This window comes from Cellulosimicrobium sp. So1_17 (assembly GCF_055181235.1).
This window is the reverse complement of record NZ_CM143702.1, coordinates 2,642,400-2,660,156: the sequence shown is the minus strand read 5'-3', so window position 1 is coordinate 2,660,156 and position 17,757 is coordinate 2,642,400. Positions and strand designations below refer to the sequence as shown.

Genomic DNA, 17,757 nt, shown 5'->3' with positions numbered 1-17,757 from the left:
CGTGCTGCCCTCCCCGAACCTCGACGACCGCCGCTTCCAGGACCTCGTGGACGACGCGAAGCGGATGGTGCAGGCGCGCTGCCCCGAGTGGACCGACCACAACGTGTCCGACCCGGGCGTGACCCTCATCGAGACGTTCGCGTTCATGACGGACCAGATGCTGTACCGCCTGAACCGCGTCCCGGACCGTCTGTACGTCGCGTTCCTCGAGCTCCTCGGCGTGACGCTGCACCCCGCGACCGCGGCCACGGTCGACGTCTCGTTCTGGCTGTCCGCGCCGCAGGAGGAACCCGTCGCCGTCCCGGAGGGGACCGAGGTCTCGACGCCGCGGACCGAGCACGACGACGCGGTCGTGTTCCGCACGACCGGCCCGCTCGTCGTGCCGCCGCGACGCCGGGTGCACCTCCTCACGCAGCGCGCGGACCTCGCGCCGCCCGTCCGTCGCACCGAGACCGTGACGACCGGCGAGCGGTTCCCGTGCTTCGGGGAGCCGCCGACGCCGGGCGACGTCCTGCTCGTCGGGCTCGACGACGCGGCGCCCGGCTGCGCCGTGGTGCTGCGGTTCGACTGCGACGTCCAGGGCGTGGGGGTCGACCCCCGCCGCCCTCCGATCGTCTGGGAGGCGTGGGGCGGCGAGCGCTGGGTGCGCTGCGACGTCGACTCCGACGGGACGGGCGGGCTCAACCGCGCGGGCGACGTCGTGCTGCACCTGCCCGCGGCCCACGCGGCGTCGGTCCAGGACGGGCTCCGAGCGGGCTGGGTCCGGTGCCGCGTCGTCGAGCCGGAGGAGGGTGCCCGCTCGTACAGCTCGTCCCCGGTCGTCAAGGACGTCGAGGCGTTCACGATCGGCGGCACGGTCGGCGCCGTGCACGCCGAGACGGTCACGGGCGAGGTGCTGGGGACGTCCGAGGGCATCCCCGGGCAGACGTTCGCGCTCGAGCGCCGCCCGGTGGTGGCAGGCGGTGCGCCGGCGACGCTCGAGGTCGCGACCGGGGACGGCTGGGAGACGTGGACGGAGACCGGCTCGTTCGCCGGGTCCGGTCCGGACGACCCCGTGTTCACCCTGGACCGGGCGGCGGGGGAGATCCACCTCCCGCCCGCGGTTCGCGACGTCGACGGGACGCTGACGCTGCACGGGAGGGTGCCGCCGTCGGGCGCGCTCCTGCGGCTGCCCGGGTACCAGGTGGGCGGCGGGCCGGCCGGCAACGTCGCGACCGGGGCCGTCCGCGTGCTGCGCGGCACCATCGGGTTCGTCGACCGGGTCGAGAACCGCCGGCCCGCGCTCGGTGGCGTCGACGCCGAGTCGGTCGACGAGGCGCGCGAGCGCGGACCGCTCGCGCTGCGGACGCGGGACCGCGCGGTCACCGCCGAGGACTACGAGCACCTGACGCGCGACGCGGCGCCGCACCTCGCCCGGGTGCGCTGCCTCTCCGTGGCGGGCGCCCCCCAGGCGGTGCGCGTGCTCGTCGTCCCCGCGGTCCCCGCCGCCGACGACGGCACGCGCCGCTTCGAGGACCTCGTCCCCGACCCGGACGTCCTCGACCGCATCGTCGAGCACCTCGAGCCGCGCCGCATGCTCGGCACGCAGGTGCTCGTCGAGCCGCCCTTCTACCAGGGCGTCACCGTCGTCGCGCGGATCGCGGCGCGACGCCGGACCCGGCAGGCCCTGCTCGAGAGCGACGCGCTGCGTGCGCTCAACGCCTACGTCGACCCGCTCGGCGGTGGCCTCGACGGGCTGGGCTGGCCGTTCGGCCGGGCCGTGCGCGCCGGGGAGATCTTCGCGGTGCTCCAGGGCGTGCCGGGCGTCGAGGCGGTGGAGGACGTCAAGCTGTTCGCGGCCGACCCGATCACGGGCGACCGCGGGGAACCGGTGCAGCGCGTCGACGTCGCGGGTGACGCATTGGCGTTCTCCTACCAGCACCAGGTCCGCGTCGTGGAGGCGTCATGACCGGCGGACCGACGCGGCGGGGCGCGGTGGCCGGGCTCGCGAGCCCCGCCCCGGTGACGTCGATGCTGCCGGGGGTCTTCCTCGACGACGACCTGCTCGGGCGGTTCGTCAGCGCCTTCGACGACGCCCTCGCACCCGTCTTCCTCACGCTCGACACCCTCGAGTGCTACGTCGACCCGTGGCTCGCGCCGCGCGACCACCTCGAGTGGGTGGGGCGGTGGGTCGGGGTGGACGCCGACCCGTCGTGGGAGACCGGACGCCTCCGCGTCGCCGTCGCGGACGCGGCGCGCACCCAGCGGCTGCGCGGGACGGCGCGCGGCGTCGCCGACGCGGTGCGGACCGTGACCGGCGGTGAGGTCCACGTGAGCGACACGGGCGGCGTCGCGTCGTCCGTCGTCCCCGGCGGAGACCTCCCTGGCACCGCCGGGCCCTCGTTCCACGTGCGCGTGCTGGTCGACGACCCCGCGGAGGTCGACGACCGGCACGTGCACGAGGTGATCGCGCAGTGTCGCCCCGTCCACGTCCCCTACACGCTCGAGGTGGTGGAGAACCGATGATGACGTGCCCGGCCTGCGGTCAGGCCAACGAACAGGGAGTCTCGTTCTGCGGGTCCTGCGGCAGCTACCTGGAGTGGGAGGAGCCGGCGCCACCGGCCGCCGCTCCGGCGACCGCGTCGGTGCCCGCGGCGGCCCGGACGGTCGGCGAGCCCGGGCCGGACCCGACCCACCCCCCGGTCGTCGCGGCCGGGGCCGCGCCCGACAGCGCCTCCGATCCGGACGGTGCGCCCGCTCCCGACGGCGTGCCGACCCGTGCGCGACCGCCCGGCCCTGCCGGTCCGCCACCCCCCACCGACTCCCCGTCGGTCGTGCCCCAGGAGCTTCCGCCTGCCCGCGAGCCTGCCGCGGTGCTCCCCGGCGTGCCGCTCGCGCGGCCCGCGCCGCGCGCGCCCGAGCCGGACGCGCCCCCGCCCGAGGCGGGCGACCTCGTCTGCGGGACGTGCGGTGCGGGGAACGTCCCGACCCGGCACTTCTGCCGCCGGTGCGGGACGAGCCTCGCGGACGCCCGGGTGCAGGGGAGGAGGTCGTGGTGGAGCCGGCTCTGGCGCCCGGACCCCCGCCCGGCCCCGACCGCGGGCACCCGACCGCGGCGACGGCGCCGCTTCCCCACGAAGACGGTCGTCGCGCTCCTGGTCGTGGGCGGGATCGGGTTCGCCGGCTACCAGCTGCGCGACACCATCGGCGGCGGTGCCACCACCGTGCAGGACCGGCTGCAGGGCGACGAGGTGTACAACCCCGTCACGGTCGTCGCGTCGAGCGAGGCCCCGGACCGGCCCGCGTCGCACCTCGTCGACGGGACGAACGACCTGGCGTGGTCGCCGGCGCAGCCGGGCGACGGTGCCGGGCAGACCGTCGACCTGACGTTCGACCAGCCGTTCCGGCTGGTCCACCTCGTCGTCACGGGAGGGTCCTCGACGGTGCAGGAGGAGTACCTGCAGGGCTCGAGCCCGCGCGCGCTCGACGTCACCGTCACCCGCGCGGACGGGTCGACGGCGCAGCACCGCGTCGACCTCGACGACGTGCCGGGACCGCAGACCGTCGAGGTCGTCGAGGACGACGTCGCGACCGTCCGGCTCACGATCGTGTCGTCGTTCCGTGCGACCCCAGAGACGTCGGTGGCGATCGCCGAGGTCGAGTTCCGGGGCCGCGGTTGACGGGGGTGTGGTCGACCGGGCGGCGGACGCCCAGCTCCTGGAGCACGGCGTCGTACTCGCGTCGCGCGTGGAGCGCGGCCGCGTGGTCGCCGAGCGCGGTGAGCGCCTCGACGAGCAGCCGCCACGGGGCGTCGACCCACCGGTTCAGCTCGATGCTGTGCCGTGCGGCGGACACGGCCCGGTCCGGCTCGTCCGCGCGCAGGCACGCGCCGGCGAGCGACTCGGCGGCGCCGGCCGCGAGCAGGACGTACCGCTCCCGCTCCGGCCGCACCCACTCGGCGGCGCCCTCCTCCGGGAGGAGCTCGCCGCCGTACGCGTCGACGGCGGCCTGCCACCCGTTCACCGCCGAGGACGGGCTCTCGTGCTCGAGCCGTCGTGCTCGCGACAGCCGCTGCTCGAACCGCGCGACGTCGCAGTCCGAGCCGGGAGGCAGCGGCAGCATGTAGGTCTCGCCGTCGCGGCGCACCAGTCCTTCCTCGCGCCGGGCGCCGCGGGGCTCGAGGGCGCGGCGCACCGCGGAGATGTTGACGTGCAGGTTGTGCATCGCGGACCCGAGGTCCAGCTCGCCCCACAGGGCCTGGGCGAGCTGCTCGCGGTGGACCGGACGCCCGGCCCGCATCGACAGGTAGCGCAGGGTCCGCCGTGCACGCGGGCGGAGACCGGAGAGGTCGACGCCGCGCCCGTCCACGGAGATGTCGAAGGCCCCGAAGCACCGCACGACGACCACGTGCTCCCGGTCGCCGACGTGCAGGACCGTCGGTCGGGTCTCCTCCGCGTCGTCCTCCGCCGCGCGGGCGGGGGCGGCCGGCGCGGCAGGCGGTCGGCGCGTGGCCGGCACGGTGGGCGCGGGTGCAGCAGAGGCGACCGTCGGCGCGGGCGGAGCCTGACGGGTCGGGTCGTCCAGACCGGCCGACCGCGCCGTCGACGACGCGAGGCGGAGCAGGTCGTCGCGCTGGGCCGGCTTGCACCCCGCGAGCGCGACGTAGGCGAGCGCGAGCGCGCCCGGCACGTCCGCGGTCCTGGCGAGGCTCTCCGCCTGCGCGGCCAGCTCGGCGGCGTCGGGCAGGCCGGCCTCCACCGCCGCGACCGCGAGCGCCCCGCGGGCCCACGCCACGAGGGTCCCTGCGCCGAGCGCGTGGCACCGGAGCGCGAGCCTCTCCCAGTCCTCCGGCTCCCCGGTCCCGCGCCTCGACCGTGCGACGACCTCTGCGCCGGCCACGAGCAGCGCGCTCCAGCGGTCTCCGTCGCTCTCGCAGTACGCCACGCACCGGGCCACCTGCAGCCGCGCCGCAGGGTCGTCGTCGTCCGCGAGGACGACGCCGTGCGTGATGCGGGCGAGCCAGACGAGACCACGACGCTCGGCCTCGGAGTGGATCCGGTCGAGCGCCGCGGCGCTCGTGCCGTCGTCCGGGCCCCGCGTGAACACGACCCTGAAGAGCTGGGCCAGGAGCATCATGCTGGCGTCGGCCTCGACGTCGTTCGCGGCGTCCCGCAGCGCCTCGCGCGCACGTCGCTGGTCGCCCGTGAGGAGCCGCGCGACACCCTCGACGAGCGCGCGGCCCCGCACCGACGCGGGGGCCAGCGTCACGACCGCGCCCGGGTCGCGCACCGTCGCGGCGATGAGGAGGTGGAACCAGTCGGGACGGCGCGGACCCTGCGGGTCCATGAGCGTGCGGACGCGGTCGGCCGTCCCCTTCAGCGCCTCGACGACCCGACGGGCGGCGGCGAGGCGCACCGCGTCGGCGCCCTCCTGCGCCGCGGCGCGGTCGACGACGACGCCGGCCTCCGAGACCCGTCCGTCGGCGACGAGCTCGCGCGCCCGGGCCAGGAGGACGTCCGGGTCCGCCTCGACGAGGTCGGGCGGGAACGCGGACCCCCAGTCGCGCTCGCCACGGTCGTGGGCACCGGGGTCGACGCGGGTCAGCAGGCGCTTCACGCCGTCGAGGTCGTGGGCTCGACCGCGGGACCGCAGCGCCTCGTGCAGCGCGCCCTCGGCCTCGAGGACCTCCGCGGCGCGGGCGTGCATCGACCGCGCCTGCGCGACCGACACCTCGTCCGTGACCGCGGCGACCAGGTGGCGTCTCAGGACGCGGTGCACGCGGTACCCGTCCTCGCCGACCGTCCGCACGAGCGACGTCGACCGGGCGAGCCGACGGAGCGCGTCGCGGGACGTCGCGACGCCGAGCAGGGTGTCGCAGCGGCGCGGCGTGAGCAGGTCGAGCGTCGCCGTGCTGTGCAGGAGCCGCTGGAGGTCCACGGGCAGCGGGCGGAGCACCTGCGTCTGCAGGTAGTCCCACGCGAAGCGTTGGCGGTGGTCGAGCCGGCGGATGGCCCGGCGCTGCTCCCCGGGCAGGTCGTCAGCGACCGAGAGGTGGAAGAGGTGGAGCGCGGCGGCCCAGCCGTCCGTGTGCCATGTGAGCGCCGCGACGTCCGCGGGGTCGAGGGGGACGTCGTACAGCTCGCGGTACAGCCGCTCGACCTCCCACGACCGGAACCGCAGCGCGACGTCGGTCAGCGTGACGGGCGCGGAGAGCTCGACCCTCGCCAGGTTGAGCGGCGGTGCGCGACGCGAGCCGAGCAGGACCGAGACGTGCGGCGGTGCGTGCGCGAGCAGGGCCGAGAGCTCGTCCTCGAGCGGGCTGCCGATGAGGTGGTGGGCGTCGTCGACCACCACGAGCAACGGGTCCTGCGCCATGCGGCCGAGGCGCGCCAGGTGCCCCGGCGCGTCGCCCTGCGCGAGCCGTCCGGCGAGGTGCGGGGGCGTCCGCACCGTCACGCGGGGCCCGTCCGCGCCTCCCGCGTCCCCGGCCTCGCAACGGACCCAGACCACGTCCGTCGAGGCGCGCCGGGCGGCCTGGGTGAGCAGCGTCGTCTTCCCCGATCCCTGCGGGGCGACCACGAGCGCGAGGCGTGCCCCGTCGAGCTGGTCGAGGAGGCGCGGGCGCGGAAGACCCACGACACCGGGCACCGGGGCCTGGTGCGCTCCGTGATCCTCTCCGCGGGCGGCGCTCATCGAGTCGTGTGCCCCCTCGTCCTCGGACGGTCACCGGGAGTCGATCATAGGGAGGCCCGTGCAGGCTCCGCAGGCCGACCGGCAGATATCACCCTCGCCGGGTGCGCGGGTGGCATGATCGACGACCGTGGCCCACGAACCCCGCGTCCCCCTGCGTCCCGCCGTCGCCGCGCTGCCCGCCTACGTCCCGGGGGGCCGCGTCGCCCCGGGTGCCGCGGCGTTCAAGCTCTCGTCGAACGAGAACCCGTACCCGCCCCTGCCGTCGGTGGTCGCCGCGATCGCCGACGCCGCGGCCGACGTCAACCGGTACCCCGACATGTACGCGACCGAGCTCGTCGAGGCGCTCGCGGACCGCCTGGGCGTGACGGCGGCCGAGGTCGTCGTGGGCAACGGGTCGGTCGCCGTCCTCGCGCACGTGCTGCAGACGGTCGTCGAGCCGGGGGACGAGGTCGTCTACCCGTGGCGCTCGTTCGAGGCGTACCCGATCGCCGTCGCGGTCGCGGGCGGCACGTCCGTCCAGGTGCCGTTGCTGACGGGAGAGGGCCGGGGTCGGCTCGACCTGCGGGCGATGGCTGCGGCCGTCACCGAGCGCACGCGCGTCGTCCTGGTGTGCACGCCCAACAACCCGACCGGTCCCGTCGTGCACCGCGACGAGCTCGACGCGTTCCTCGCGGCCGTCCCGTCGGACGTGCTCGTCGTGCTGGACGAGGCGTACCTGGAGTTCGTGCGCGACCCGCAGGCGCCCGACGGCCTCGCCGTGTACGCGAAGCACCCGAACGTCGTGCTGCTGCGCACGTTCTCCAAGGCCTACGGGCTCGCGGGCCTGCGCGTCGGGTACGCGGTCGCGCGTCCCCGGCTCGCGGCCGGGATCCGGGCCGTGTCGACCCCGTTCGGCGTCTCGCACGTCGCGCAAGGGGCGGCGCTGGCCTCCCTGCGGGCGAGCGACGAGCTGCTCGGCCGGGTCGAGCACCTGGTCGAGGACCGCACGCGTCTCGTCGAGGGCCTGCGCGACCAGGGCTGGGAGCTGCCGGAGACCCAGGCCAACTTCGTGTGGTTCGACCTCGGCGACCGCACCGTCCAGCGGGCCGAGGAGGCGCGCGCCGCGGGGGCGATCGTCCGCCCGTTCGCGGGCGAGGGCCTGCGCGTGAGCGTCGGCGAGCCGGAGGCCACCGACCTGTTCCTGCGCGTGAGCGCGACCTGGAGATAGCGCGTCAGGTCACGGTCGGCGGCGGAGAGAGGATCGGCACGAGCTCGCTGAACGGGCGGAAGTCCTCGGTGTTCTCCGTCATCACCGCGGCACCGTGCCGATGTGCTGTGCCGCGATGAGTGCGTCCTTGCCGCGTACGCGCGAACCCGCGACGCGGCCCTTGGCATGAGCGGCGAGCAGCCCGTACGACCGGGTGCAGTCGAGGTCGAAGTCGATCCACTCGAACCTGTCGTCGAGCTCGTTGAGATGACGACGCCGCTCGGCGGCCTGGTCGGAGGATCTCGCGGCGCGGATGCCGAGCTCGAGCTCCGCTCGCGACAGGATGCTCGCGCCGTACGACGCCTGCCGCTCGAGAGGGTAGGTACCGAGGTCCACCAGGACGTTCGTGTCGAGCAGGACGATCACGCCGGGTCGCCCCACGGGTTCTCGACGAGGTCGCCGTCGCGCTGACGTCCGATCTCCGCCTTCAGGTTCGCGGCATTCTCGCCACCCATGGTCGGCAACCCGTCGAGGTCGTCTCCTCGAATCCATCGAGAACGGCGAGAGCCGTGGTCCGGGACCAGGCGGACGCCGGTCGGCTTCCCGTAGGCGGTGACCTCGATCTCCTGGCCGGACGTGAGCACACGGCGGATCACGGCCTGGGGGTTCTGCTTGAGCTCGCGCGTCCCGACGGTCTCCATGATCGCAGGGAAGCCGTGGTGTAGACGCAGGTCTACAGCGGTGCCGCTCCGGTTGCCGACACCCCGCGCCGCGAGAACACTCGCGACCATGGACAACGTGGAGTACGACCAGTTCGTCGAGGACTACGGCTGGCTGTTCGGCGGTGTCGCCGTGGTCGTCTACGTCGCCGTGGCGGTGATCTTCTTCATCGCCTACGTCCGGATCATCCAGAAGGCCGGCTACTCGGGCTGGTGGATCCTCGTCGGCCTCGTCCCGATCCTCAACGTCGTGATGTTCCTCGTGTTCGCGTTCTCGCGCTGGCCCGTGCTGCGCGAGCGTGACGCCCTGCGGGCGGGCGGCGTCTACCCGCGGTGAGGCAGTCCCCGCTCGACGCGGGGGTGGCCCGGTGGGGTTTGGAGGTTCCCTCCAAACGGTTGCCGCACACGTTGGGCGACACGTCGGCAGCGGAACCTACGCAGTCGTAGCCTACGCTTGCGTAGGCTACGGAGACGTAGGTTACGACGGCGCCCCCGACGGGCGTCACCTGCCCCCGAGCGGGCGGTCGCCAGGCGGCCCGCACCGAAGGAGATTCGCGTGACGGACCACGAGGCGAGAGAACCTGCCCGGGACGCAGCGAGCACGGCCCCGGACCTTCCCGACATGGCGGGCGGCCCCGACGACGCTCCCCTGATCCAGCTCGTCACCCCGGCCGGCGCGCGGGTGACGACCCCCGAGACCGACCCGTACCGCGAGCGTGTCGCGCACCTCGACGCCGCCGCGCTGCGCGGCCTGTACCGCGACATGGTCCTCACGCGCCGCTTCGACGACGAGGCGACCGCGCTGCAGCGGCAGGGCGAGCTCGGCCTCTTCGCCCAGTCGAAGGGCCAGGAGGCCGCGCAGATCGGCTCGGGCCGCGCGCTCGCGCCGCAGGACTACGTGTTCCCGTCGTACCGCGAGCACGGCGTCTCGCACGTGCGCGGCATCGACACCGTCGACCGCCTGCGGCTGTTCCGCGGCGTCGACCACGGCGGCTGGGACCCGGCCGTGCACAACGTGCACCTGTACACGCTCGTCATCGGGTCGCACGCGCTGCACGCGACGGGCTACGCGATGGGCGTCCAGCGCGACGGCCTCGTCGGCACGGGCGACCCGGAGCGTGACACGGCGGTCGTCGCGTACTTCGGCGACGGCGCGACGTCGCAGGGCGACGTCAGCGAGGCGCTCGTCTTCGCCGCCGTGAACAACGCCCCGATCGTCCTCTTCTGCCAGAACAACCAGTGGGCGATCTCGGAGCCCACGACCAAGCAGACGCGCGTGCCGCTCTACCGTCGCGGCGGCGGGTTCGGCGTGCCGAGCGTGCGCGTCGACGGCAACGACGTGCTCGCGTGCTACGCCGTGACGGCCGAGGCGCTCGAGCGCGCGCGGTCCGGCGGCGGCCCGACCTTCGTCGAGGCCTTCACGTACCGCATGGGGGCGCACACGACGTCGGACGACCCCACGAAGTACCGGTCCCGGGCGCAGGAGGAGTACTGGCGCCGCCGCGACCCGATCGACCGGCTGGAGGCGCTGCTGCGCGCCGAGGACGCGTGGGACGACGCGTTCGCCGCCGACCTCGCCGCGGAGGCCGACGCGCTCGGCGAGCGCCTGCGCACGGAGACCCGGGCGCTCGGGGCGCCCGCGTCGTCGAGCATGTTCGAGCACGTCTACGGCTCGCCGCACGCGGTCGTCGAGGCCGAGAAGGCGTGGTTCGCCGACTACGAGGAGTCCTTCGCGGCGGACGACGCGCCCGCCGCCCGGCAGGAGGTCGCACGATGAGCACGGGCACCACGAAGACGCTCACCCTCGCCAAGGCGATCAACGAGGGCCTGCGGCGCTCGCTCGAGTCCGACCCGAAGGTCCTGCTCATGGGCGAGGACATCGGACCGCTCGGCGGCGTGTTCCGCGTGACGGACGGCCTGCAGAAGGACTTCGGCGAGGACCGCGTGGTCGACACGCCGCTCGCGGAGTCGGGCATCCTCGGCACCGCGATCGGCCTCGCGCTGCGCGGCTACCGACCGGTGTGCGAGATCCAGTTCGACGGGTTCATCTTCCCGGCGTACGACCAGATCACGACGCAGCTCGCGAAGATGCGCTACCGCTCGGGCGGCAAGCTCCAGGTGCCGGTCGTCGTCCGCGTGCCCTACGGCGGGGGCATCGGCGCCGTCGAGCACCACAGCGAGAGCCCGGAGGCGCTCTTCGCGCACACGGCCGGGCTGCGGGTCGTCTCGCCCTCGACGCCCCAGGACGCGTTCACGATGATCCAGGAGGCCGTCGCCTCCCCGGACCCGGTGCTGTTCTTCGAGCCGAAGGGCCGCTACTGGGAGAAGGGCGAGGTCGAGCTCGGCGGTCCGGGGGAGGGCGCGGGCGTGCTCGACCGCGCGCGCGTCCTGCGGGCCGGGACCGACCTCACGCTCGTCGCCTACGGCCCGACCGTCGCCACGGCGCTGCGCGTCGCCGCCGCGGCCGAGCAGGAGGGCCGCAGCGTCGAGGTCGTCGACCTGCGCTCGATCTCGCCGCTCGACACCGCGACCGTCGTCGAGTCGGTGCGCCGCACGGGGCGCTGCGTCGTCGTGCACGAGGCGCCCACCTACCTGGGCTCCGGCGCAGAGGTGGCGGCCCGGGTGACCGAGGAGTGCTTCTACTCGCTCGAGGCGCCCGTGCTGCGCGTCGGCGGGTTCCACACGCCGTACCCCGTCGCGAAGATCGAGCACGACTACCTGCCGAGCCTCGACCGCGTGCTCGACGCCGTCGACCGCGCGTTCGCGTACTGACGCGCGCCGCTCAGGACCGAGACCCAGGAGGACCAGCAGTGCCGACGTACGAGCAGTTCAAGCTTCCCGACGCGGGCGAGGGGCTCACCGAGGCCGAGATCGTGCACTGGCACGTGGCCGCGGGCGACCGCGTCACGGTCAACCAGACGATCGTCGAGATCGAGACCGCGAAGTCGCTCGTCGAGCTGCCGTCGCCCTTCACGGGCGTGGTGAGCGAGATCCTCGTCCCCGAGGGCGTGACGGTCGAGGTCGGCGTGCCGATCGTCGTCGTCGACACCGACCCGGACGGCGCGTCGCCGGCGCCCACGGCACCGGCCGCGACGGTGCCCGACGGCGTGGACGCGCCCGCTCCCGAGGCCGGCGGCTCCGGCTCGGTGCTCGTGGGCTACGGCACCGTCGAGCCCGGCAGCGCGCGCCGCCCGCGGCGTGGCGCCCCGGCAGCCGTCGCTCCGGCCGTCGCAGGCCCGGCTGCCGCCCCGGCTGCCGCCCCCGCCCCCGCTGTGCCGGCCGCACCTCCCAGCCCGGCGTCGTCGGTGCCCGTCCCCGCGCCGGCGAGCCCCGCCGTCGGGCACGCGCACCTGCCGGTGCTCGCCAAGCCGCCCGTGCGCAAGCTCGCGAAGGACCTCGGGATGGACCTCGCGAGCGTCGCGGGCACCGGCCCGGGCGGGATCGTCACGCGCGAGGACGTCGTCGCCCACCACGAGCAGGCGAAGGCGAAGCCTCTCGCGACGTACGCGGACGACGACCAGCCGTGGCTCGCGACCGGCGCCGTCACGTCCGACGGCCGGCAGACCCGCGTGCCCGTGAAGTCGGTGCGCAAGCGGACGGCCGAGGCGATGGTCGCGAGCGCCTTCACCGCACCGCACGTCACGGTGTTCCAGACGGTCGATGTGACGCGCACGATGCGGCTCGTGGGCACGCTGCGCGAGGACCGCGAGTTCGCGGATGTGCGCGTCACGCCCCTGCTCGTCACGGCGAAGGCGATGCTCCTCGCGGTGCGCCGCCACCCCGAGATCAACGCGAGCTGGGACGACGCCGCGCAGGAGATCGTCTACAAGCACTACGTGAACCTGGGCATCGCGGCCTCGACGCCGCGCGGGCTCGTGGTGCCGAACATCAAGGACGCGCACCGGCTCGACCTGCACGGGCTCGCGACGGAGATCGCCGACCTCACGGCGACCGCCCGCGCGGGACGCACGAGCCCGGCCGACATGTCCGACGGCACCATCACCATCACGAACGTCGGCGTGTTCGGCATCGACACGGGGACGCCCATCCTCAACCCGGGCGAGGCCGCGATCCTCGCGTTCGGGGCGATCCGCGAGCAGCCGTGGGTGCACAAGGGCAAGATCCGCAAGCGCTGGGTCACGCAGCTCGCGCTGAGCTTCGACCACCGGCTGGTCGACGGCGCGCTCGGCGCGCGCTTCCTGTCCGACGTCGCGCGCGTCCTCGAGGACCCGGCGCGGGGCCTGGTCTGGGGCTGACGCTGCGGCACCCTGTGCCACGTCCGCGCCCCGCGGTGCCCCGTCCGCCCGTCCGCGTCACGGGTCGCCGTCGGTGCCGGGGTAGCTCTCGACGTAGACGGGGCGACCCGTCCTCGACGGGTCCGCCGCCTCGCCGACGCCGTTCACGACGTGCTCGATCGTGCCCGCGCCGAGGCTGACGGTCGCGACGTGGTGGAGCCGGACGCCCGGGGTCTGCGGGACCTCGAACCCGTTCGCCGTGCGGATCGAGGGGTCCTCGAGGTTCGCGGCGTAGACGCCGCCCCCGTGGAGCACGTGGCGGCGGACGTCCTCGCCGACGGCGTAGCCAGCCCAGCCCTCGACGTCGCCCTTCATCCAGGCCGCCTGGTCCGGCGGGTCGTACGCGAGCTCGCTCTGGTAGAAGACCGTCGTGCCGTCCTCGCCGTCCCAGAACGTGTTGTGCTCCTGGAAGTGCTCGACGAACAGGCCGGTCGCGGTGACGTGGTCGCCGTGCACCACGACGCCCTGACGGCCGATGTTGGTGACCCACCGCTCCCCGTCGTCGAACCCCTCCGCGCCGTGGTCCGCGCGCCAGACCCAGGCGTGGTCGACGAGGACGTGGTCGCCGTTGACCTCCAGCGCGACGTCGGCGCTGCCGGGGTGCGGCCCGCCGACGCGCAGGTAGACGTCGCTCAGCGTCGTCGGGTTCGCCGGGTCACCGGCCCGCTCGGCGTCCTCGGCTCCCGAGCCGACCCGGACCAGGACGGGGGACCGGACCTCGCCCGCGTCGACCGTGACACCGGCCACGACGACGCCGGGGACGTCCGCCACGGTGAGGGGGATGGCGCCGTCGACCGCCGTGAGCGTGGGGTGCCCGATCCCGAGGACGACCGTGTCGGGCCGCTCGACGGCGATGCTCTCCCCGACGTCGTACACACCGGGCGTGAGGAGCAGGTGCCGGCCCTGCTCCAGCGCCTCGTTGATCGTCGCCACGGGGTCCGTCGGGCGCGCGACGAAGAAGTCGGTGAGCGGGACGGTGCGGCCGGGTGTGGGGCCGTCCGCCCAGGAGATGCCCGACGAGTCGCGCTGCGCCGCCGGGACGCGGACCTGGTGGGCGCCGTCGCCGTCGACGAAGAGGTACGGCTTCTCGCGGCTGAGGGGCGTCCGCTCGAGCGTCGTGTACGCGGGGTCCGGGTAGGCGGAGTCGTCGGGAGCCCCCTCGACCCCTGCGAACACCTGGTTCCAGACGGCGTTGCTCCAGCTCCCGATCACGCTGTTCCGCGTGAACCACTGCTGCTGGGAGCCGTTGACGACGTCGCCCGCCCGCGAGTCGGCGACGAACCCGCCGCTCCCGTACTGCGGCCCTGCCGAGCACGTGTCGGTGAGCGAGAGCGGGGGCCGCCCGTCTCCGCCGAGCACGTCGACCCGCCGCATCGACACGGCCTGGGAGACGGCCCAGGTGCTCGCCGCCTGCTGGCACCCGTCCTGTCCCGCGCCGTCGGCGTCGATCGTGAGGTTGGCCAGCGTGCGCCAGAAGTTCACGAGCGCGAGGCAGTTCGACGTCCCGTCGTCCGCGAGACAGCGGTTGAACACCTCGATCTTCCCGTTCACCACGACGTCCCCCGGTGACGCGCCGAGCCCGGCGACCTCGGTGTAGTAGCCGACCGTGAGCTGCAGCGGATCGGTGTCGGTGCCGTACGTCCCCGGCTCGAGCAGCACGGCGTACCGTCCGGTACCCATCTCGTCGTCCGTCTGCCGGGCGGTGATCCCGTCGACCAGGGCGTGGATCTCGGCCACGGACATCGACGGCGACAGGACGACCACGCCGGGACCGAGGTCGGGGTCGGTGGCGCTCACCTCGCGGAGCGGCGCCGGGGCGCCCACGGCGGGCGTCCCGGCGTCCGGGGACCGGTCCACGACGAGCACCGTGCCGACCACGCCGACGAGGACACCGACGGCGGTCCCGAGCGCGGCCCCGAGGAGGAACCGGCGGCGCGCGGCGTCGACACGGTCCACGAGCCCTCCCTCCGGCGACCGTGACGCCCGTGCTGCCCCCGCTCGGAGAACGGGGGCAGCACGGGAGGCGTCAGCGACGGACGCGCACCGCTCCGGCGAGGTCGACGTCCACGGCCGAGCGGCCGACGTACACGGCCACCTGGCCGGTGGGGGTGACCCACTCGTCCGCCTCGGCGTCCCAGTACGAGAAGTCGCGCCGGTCCAGCTCCACGCGGACCTGCTGGCGGCGGCCCGCCTCCAGCTCGACCTTGGCGTAGCCCGCCAGCTTGAGCTCCGGGGACTCGACCCCGGGCAGCGGGCCGAGGTACACCTGGACCACCTCGGTGCCGGTCCGGTCACCGACGTTGCGCACGCGTACCCGCACGTCGACGGTGTCGTTCCCGCCGGTCGCCCGGATGGCGTTGCCGACCCGGAACCGGTCGAGGTCGAACTCCGTGTAGGAGAGGCCGTGGCCGAAGGCCCACATCGGCTCGACGTTCGCCGCGAGGTATCCGCGGTAGCCGACGTTCAGACCCTCCGAGAACTCCACGTCCGGGTCGTCGAGCCAGGGGTTCTGCACGGCGAGCGGCAGCTCCTCCTCGCTGCGGGGGTACGACACGGGGAGGTGACCGGAGGGGTCCTCGTCGCCGAACAGGATCGCCGCGAGCGCGTTGCCCTCCTCCTGGCCGCCGTAGAAGTTCTGCAGCACCGCCGGGACGGCGTCCGCCCACGGCATGACGACGCCGGAGCCGGTCGCCACGACGACGACGGTCCGCGGGTTCGCGGCCGCGACCTGGCGGATGAGCTGCTCGGCGTTCTGCGGCAGCTTGAGCGAGACCATGTCCCGCTCCTCGGTCTCGTAGGTGCGCACGTAGACGACGGCGACGTCGGACGCCGCGGCCGCCTCGGCCGCCTCGACGACGGACGGCGGCAGGGCGTCGTCCGGCGTGTCCCACTGCAGGAGGAAGGTACCCGGCTGCAGCCCGACCAGCGGGCGGGTCTGGGAGTACTCGACGCGCAGGTCGTAGGCCTGACCCGCCTCGAGCGCCAGGCCGGCGGAGCGGACGTCCCGGCGGCCGTCCTCGCCCGTCATGTCGACGACGAGCTCGTCGTCCAGCCAGACCCGGGCGTCGCCCCAGCCCGTGGCGCCGAGCACGTACTCCCCGGTGGAGGGTGCGACGAGCTCGCCCGTCCAGCGGACCGACTGCTCGCCGTTCTGCGCCGGGCCGAGCCCCGCGAGCGTGGGCGTCGGGGGCACCTGCGAGCCGTACAGCGAGGCGAAGGCCGGCCCGCCGCCGGTGAAGCCGACGTCGTACGAGGCCTGCGCCTCGGTGCGGGTCAGACCCACGGCGCCCGTCCACGTGGCGTTCGCGAAGTAGCGGGCGGTGAGCCCGTCACCGATCCCGCGCTCGGGCCGCAGCACCGACGACGGCACGGCGGTCATGTCGCGGGTCTCGATCATGTTCGCCGCGCTCACGGGGTCGTTGCCCTGCGCGTAGCGGACCTGGGTGCCGCTCTCCTCCGCGCGGTCCCGCATCGCGTCGAGCAGCGAGACCTCGTAGGTCGGCTGGACGAACGCGGAGCCGCCGAGGGCGGAGGGGATGGTGGCGTCCGCCCCCACGACGGCGACGGACGTCGCGGCGTCGAGCGGGAGCGCGTCGTCGTTCTTCAGCAGCGTGATCGCGTCCTCCTGCACCTCGCGCGCGACGGCACCGTGCTCCTCGACGGGGATCGCCGTCGGCGTGTAGTCGCCGTCGAAGATGCCGATCGCGAACATCGTGCGCAGGATCCGCAGCACGGCCCGGTCGACGAGCGCCACGGGGACGGTGCCGTCGTTGACGGCGGCGAGGAGCGCGTCACCGTAGAACGACCGCGTCCCGGTCTCCATGTCGGTCCCCGCGACGATCGAGGGCAGCGTCGAGTGGATGGCCCCGAAGTCGGTGAGGACGAAGCCGGTGAAGCCGAGCTGCTCGCGCAGGATCTCGTTCAGGGCCAGCTCGCTCTCGCACGCGTAGACCCCGTTGATCTTGTTGAAGGAGCACATGACGGAGCCCAGGTCGGCGTCGCGGACGGCGGCCTCGTACCCGGCCGTGTGGACCTCGCGGAGCGTGCGCTCGTCGACGATCGCGTTCTGCAGGCCCCCGCGGTACGTCTCCTGCGTGTAGGCGGTGTAGTGCTTGAGGTTCGCGATGACGCCGCGCTCCTGGACCTCCTGGACGTAGGGCACCACGATCGAGGACCCGAGCTCGGGGTCCTCGCCGGTCGACTCGGCCTGCCGGCCCCAGAAGGGGTTGCGCGTCGGGTCGAAGTTGGGGCCGAGCAGCACCTCGTGCCCGGTCTGCCTCGACTCGTCGCCGACGACACCCGCGTAGTCCCGCGCTCGCTGGGGGTCCCAGGTCGCGGCCAGGGCGAGCGTCGCGGGCATGGCCGTGGCGCGGTCGCCGGTCTCCGGCAGCACCCAGCCGCGCGACGCGATGCCGGCGGTGGCGTCGGCCATGCTCAGCTCGGGGATGCCGAGGCGCTCGATGGGCGCGTTGTAGAACGCCGCGGGCGCTGCACCCTGGTCGCCGGACATCAGCTCGACCTTCTCCTCGAGCGTCATCGCCTGCAGCAGCAGGACCGCCCGTTGGTCCGGTGACAGCGCGGTGTTCATCCACGGCGGGTCCGCCGTCGCCGCGTGCGCCGACGGCGCCAGCGTCACGACCAGCGCGGCGGCGGCGAACGCCGCGACGGCACCCACCCCGCTCCTGCGCGCACGATGCATCTCGACCACTCCCATGACGAGCCCTCCCCTTCGAGGACGGATCCGTGGCCGCGGAGGTCGCCGATGACCTCCGCAGGTCCTCCACGGTCCGGACACGCCCACGACACTCGCCCGCCGCCCGGGCGGCAACCCCCGGACGGGGGACCAGTTTGGGACCCCCGGTCGCCCCGCGCGCGAGCCGGAGAG

The 17,757-nt window shown here is 74.5% G+C and carries 13 protein-coding genes; 8 read left to right on the top strand and 5 right to left on the bottom strand.

The annotated features are described in order from the left end of the window. Position 1 precedes the first annotated feature (1 nt). The 3 genes from ACZCLJ_RS11650 to ACZCLJ_RS11640 all read left to right on the top strand — a co-directional run bounded on the left by ACZCLJ_RS11650 (position 2) and on the right by ACZCLJ_RS11640 (position 3,659). Entirely contained in the window at positions 2–1,948 is a 1,947-nt protein-coding gene (locus tag ACZCLJ_RS11650; protein WP_463103801.1) for a putative baseplate assembly protein, read from the top strand. After that, positions 1,945–2,505 (top strand): phage tail protein, encoded by a 561-nt coding sequence (locus ACZCLJ_RS11645; RefSeq protein ID WP_251152111.1) that lies wholly within the window; start codon positions 1,945–1,947, stop codon positions 2,503–2,505. Before ACZCLJ_RS11650 ends, ACZCLJ_RS11645 begins: the two co-directional genes overlap by 4 nt. 347 nt (positions 2,506–2,852) lie before the next feature. Then, the gene (locus ACZCLJ_RS11640; protein ID WP_463103800.1) at positions 2,853–3,659 is read left to right on the top strand and encodes an NADase-type glycan-binding domain-containing protein; all 807 of its coding nucleotides are present in this window, start codon (positions 2,853–2,855) and stop codon (positions 3,657–3,659) included. On the opposite strand, the gene ACZCLJ_RS11635 is transcribed toward ACZCLJ_RS11640, so the two are convergent. Further along, positions 3,580–6,615: a BTAD domain-containing putative transcriptional regulator gene (locus tag ACZCLJ_RS11635; protein WP_463103799.1), complete on the bottom strand. Its 3,036-nt coding sequence runs from the start codon at positions 6,613–6,615 to the stop codon at positions 3,580–3,582. The genes ACZCLJ_RS11640 and ACZCLJ_RS11635 overlap by 80 nt on opposite strands. 184 nt (positions 6,616–6,799) lie before the next feature. On the opposite strand from ACZCLJ_RS11635, the gene hisC reads away from it, so the two are divergent. Further along, positions 6,800–7,879: a histidinol-phosphate transaminase gene (gene hisC, locus ACZCLJ_RS11630; RefSeq protein WP_463103798.1), complete on the top strand. Its 1,080-nt coding sequence runs from the start codon at positions 6,800–6,802 to the stop codon at positions 7,877–7,879. A gap of 81 nt (positions 7,880–7,960) precedes the next feature. On the opposite strand, the gene ACZCLJ_RS11625 is transcribed toward hisC, so the two are convergent. Beyond that, positions 7,961–8,284: a PIN domain-containing protein gene (locus ACZCLJ_RS11625; RefSeq protein WP_463103797.1), complete on the bottom strand. Its 324-nt coding sequence runs from the start codon at positions 8,282–8,284 to the stop codon at positions 7,961–7,963. Next, complete coding sequence (locus ACZCLJ_RS11620) at positions 8,281–8,559, bottom strand: type II toxin-antitoxin system Phd/YefM family antitoxin (protein WP_463103796.1); 279 nt, start codon at positions 8,557–8,559, stop codon at positions 8,281–8,283. The genes ACZCLJ_RS11625 and ACZCLJ_RS11620 overlap by 4 nt, the downstream gene beginning before the upstream one ends. Positions 8,560–8,647: 88 nt before the next feature. Here ACZCLJ_RS11620 and ACZCLJ_RS11615 point away from each other — a divergent pair, with 88 nt between their 5' ends. The 4 genes from ACZCLJ_RS11615 to ACZCLJ_RS11600 all read left to right on the top strand — a co-directional run bounded on the left by ACZCLJ_RS11615 (position 8,648) and on the right by ACZCLJ_RS11600 (position 12,833). Continuing rightward, positions 8,648–8,914 (top strand): DUF805 domain-containing protein, encoded by a 267-nt coding sequence (locus ACZCLJ_RS11615; RefSeq protein WP_251152115.1) that lies wholly within the window; start codon positions 8,648–8,650, stop codon positions 8,912–8,914. 285 nt (positions 8,915–9,199) lie between these two features. Continuing rightward, positions 9,200–10,354: a pyruvate dehydrogenase (acetyl-transferring) E1 component subunit alpha gene (gene pdhA / locus ACZCLJ_RS11610; protein WP_251152284.1), complete on the top strand. Its 1,155-nt coding sequence runs from the start codon at positions 9,200–9,202 to the stop codon at positions 10,352–10,354. Further along, positions 10,351–11,349, top strand: coding sequence for an alpha-ketoacid dehydrogenase subunit beta (locus ACZCLJ_RS11605; protein WP_463103795.1), 999 nt, complete (start codon positions 10,351–10,353; stop codon positions 11,347–11,349). The genes pdhA and ACZCLJ_RS11605 overlap by 4 nt, the downstream gene beginning before the upstream one ends. Positions 11,350–11,387: 38 nt before the next feature. Then, positions 11,388–12,833: a dihydrolipoamide acetyltransferase family protein gene (locus ACZCLJ_RS11600; RefSeq protein ID WP_463103794.1), complete on the top strand. Its 1,446-nt coding sequence runs from the start codon at positions 11,388–11,390 to the stop codon at positions 12,831–12,833. 57 nt (positions 12,834–12,890) lie between these two features. Here ACZCLJ_RS11600 and ACZCLJ_RS11595 read toward each other — a convergent pair whose 3' ends face one another. Together ACZCLJ_RS11595 and ACZCLJ_RS11590 are read right to left on the bottom strand one after the other, a co-directional pair. Continuing rightward, a complete protein-coding gene (locus tag ACZCLJ_RS11595; protein ID WP_463103793.1) occupies positions 12,891–14,828 on the bottom strand; it encodes an adenylyl cyclase in 1,938 nt (645 codons plus the stop codon). 70 nt (positions 14,829–14,898) lie between these two features. Beyond that, positions 14,899–17,586, bottom strand: coding sequence for a glycoside hydrolase family 3 C-terminal domain-containing protein (locus tag ACZCLJ_RS11590; RefSeq protein WP_463103792.1), 2,688 nt, complete (start codon positions 17,584–17,586; stop codon positions 14,899–14,901). Positions 17,587–17,757 lie beyond the last annotated feature (171 nt).

Excerpts from the sequence above, each read along its gene's own strand:
- ACZCLJ_RS11645 (WP_251152111.1), top strand. The coding sequence starts at position 1,945 with ATGACCGGCGGACCGACGCGGCGGGGCGCGGTGGCCGGGCTCGCGAGC.
- ACZCLJ_RS11620 (WP_463103796.1), bottom strand. The coding sequence starts at position 8,559 with ATGGAGACCGTCGGGACGCGCGAGCTCAAGCAGAACCCCCAGGCCGTG.
- ACZCLJ_RS11615 (WP_251152115.1), top strand. The coding sequence starts at position 8,648 with ATGGACAACGTGGAGTACGACCAGTTCGTCGAGGACTACGGCTGGCTG.
- pdhA (WP_251152284.1), top strand. The coding sequence starts at position 9,200 with ATGGCGGGCGGCCCCGACGACGCTCCCCTGATCCAGCTCGTCACCCCG.
- ACZCLJ_RS11605 (WP_463103795.1), top strand. The coding sequence starts at position 10,351 with ATGAGCACGGGCACCACGAAGACGCTCACCCTCGCCAAGGCGATCAAC.
- ACZCLJ_RS11590 (WP_463103792.1), bottom strand. The coding sequence starts at position 17,586 with ATGGGAGTGGTCGAGATGCATCGTGCGCGCAGGAGCGGGGTGGGTGCC.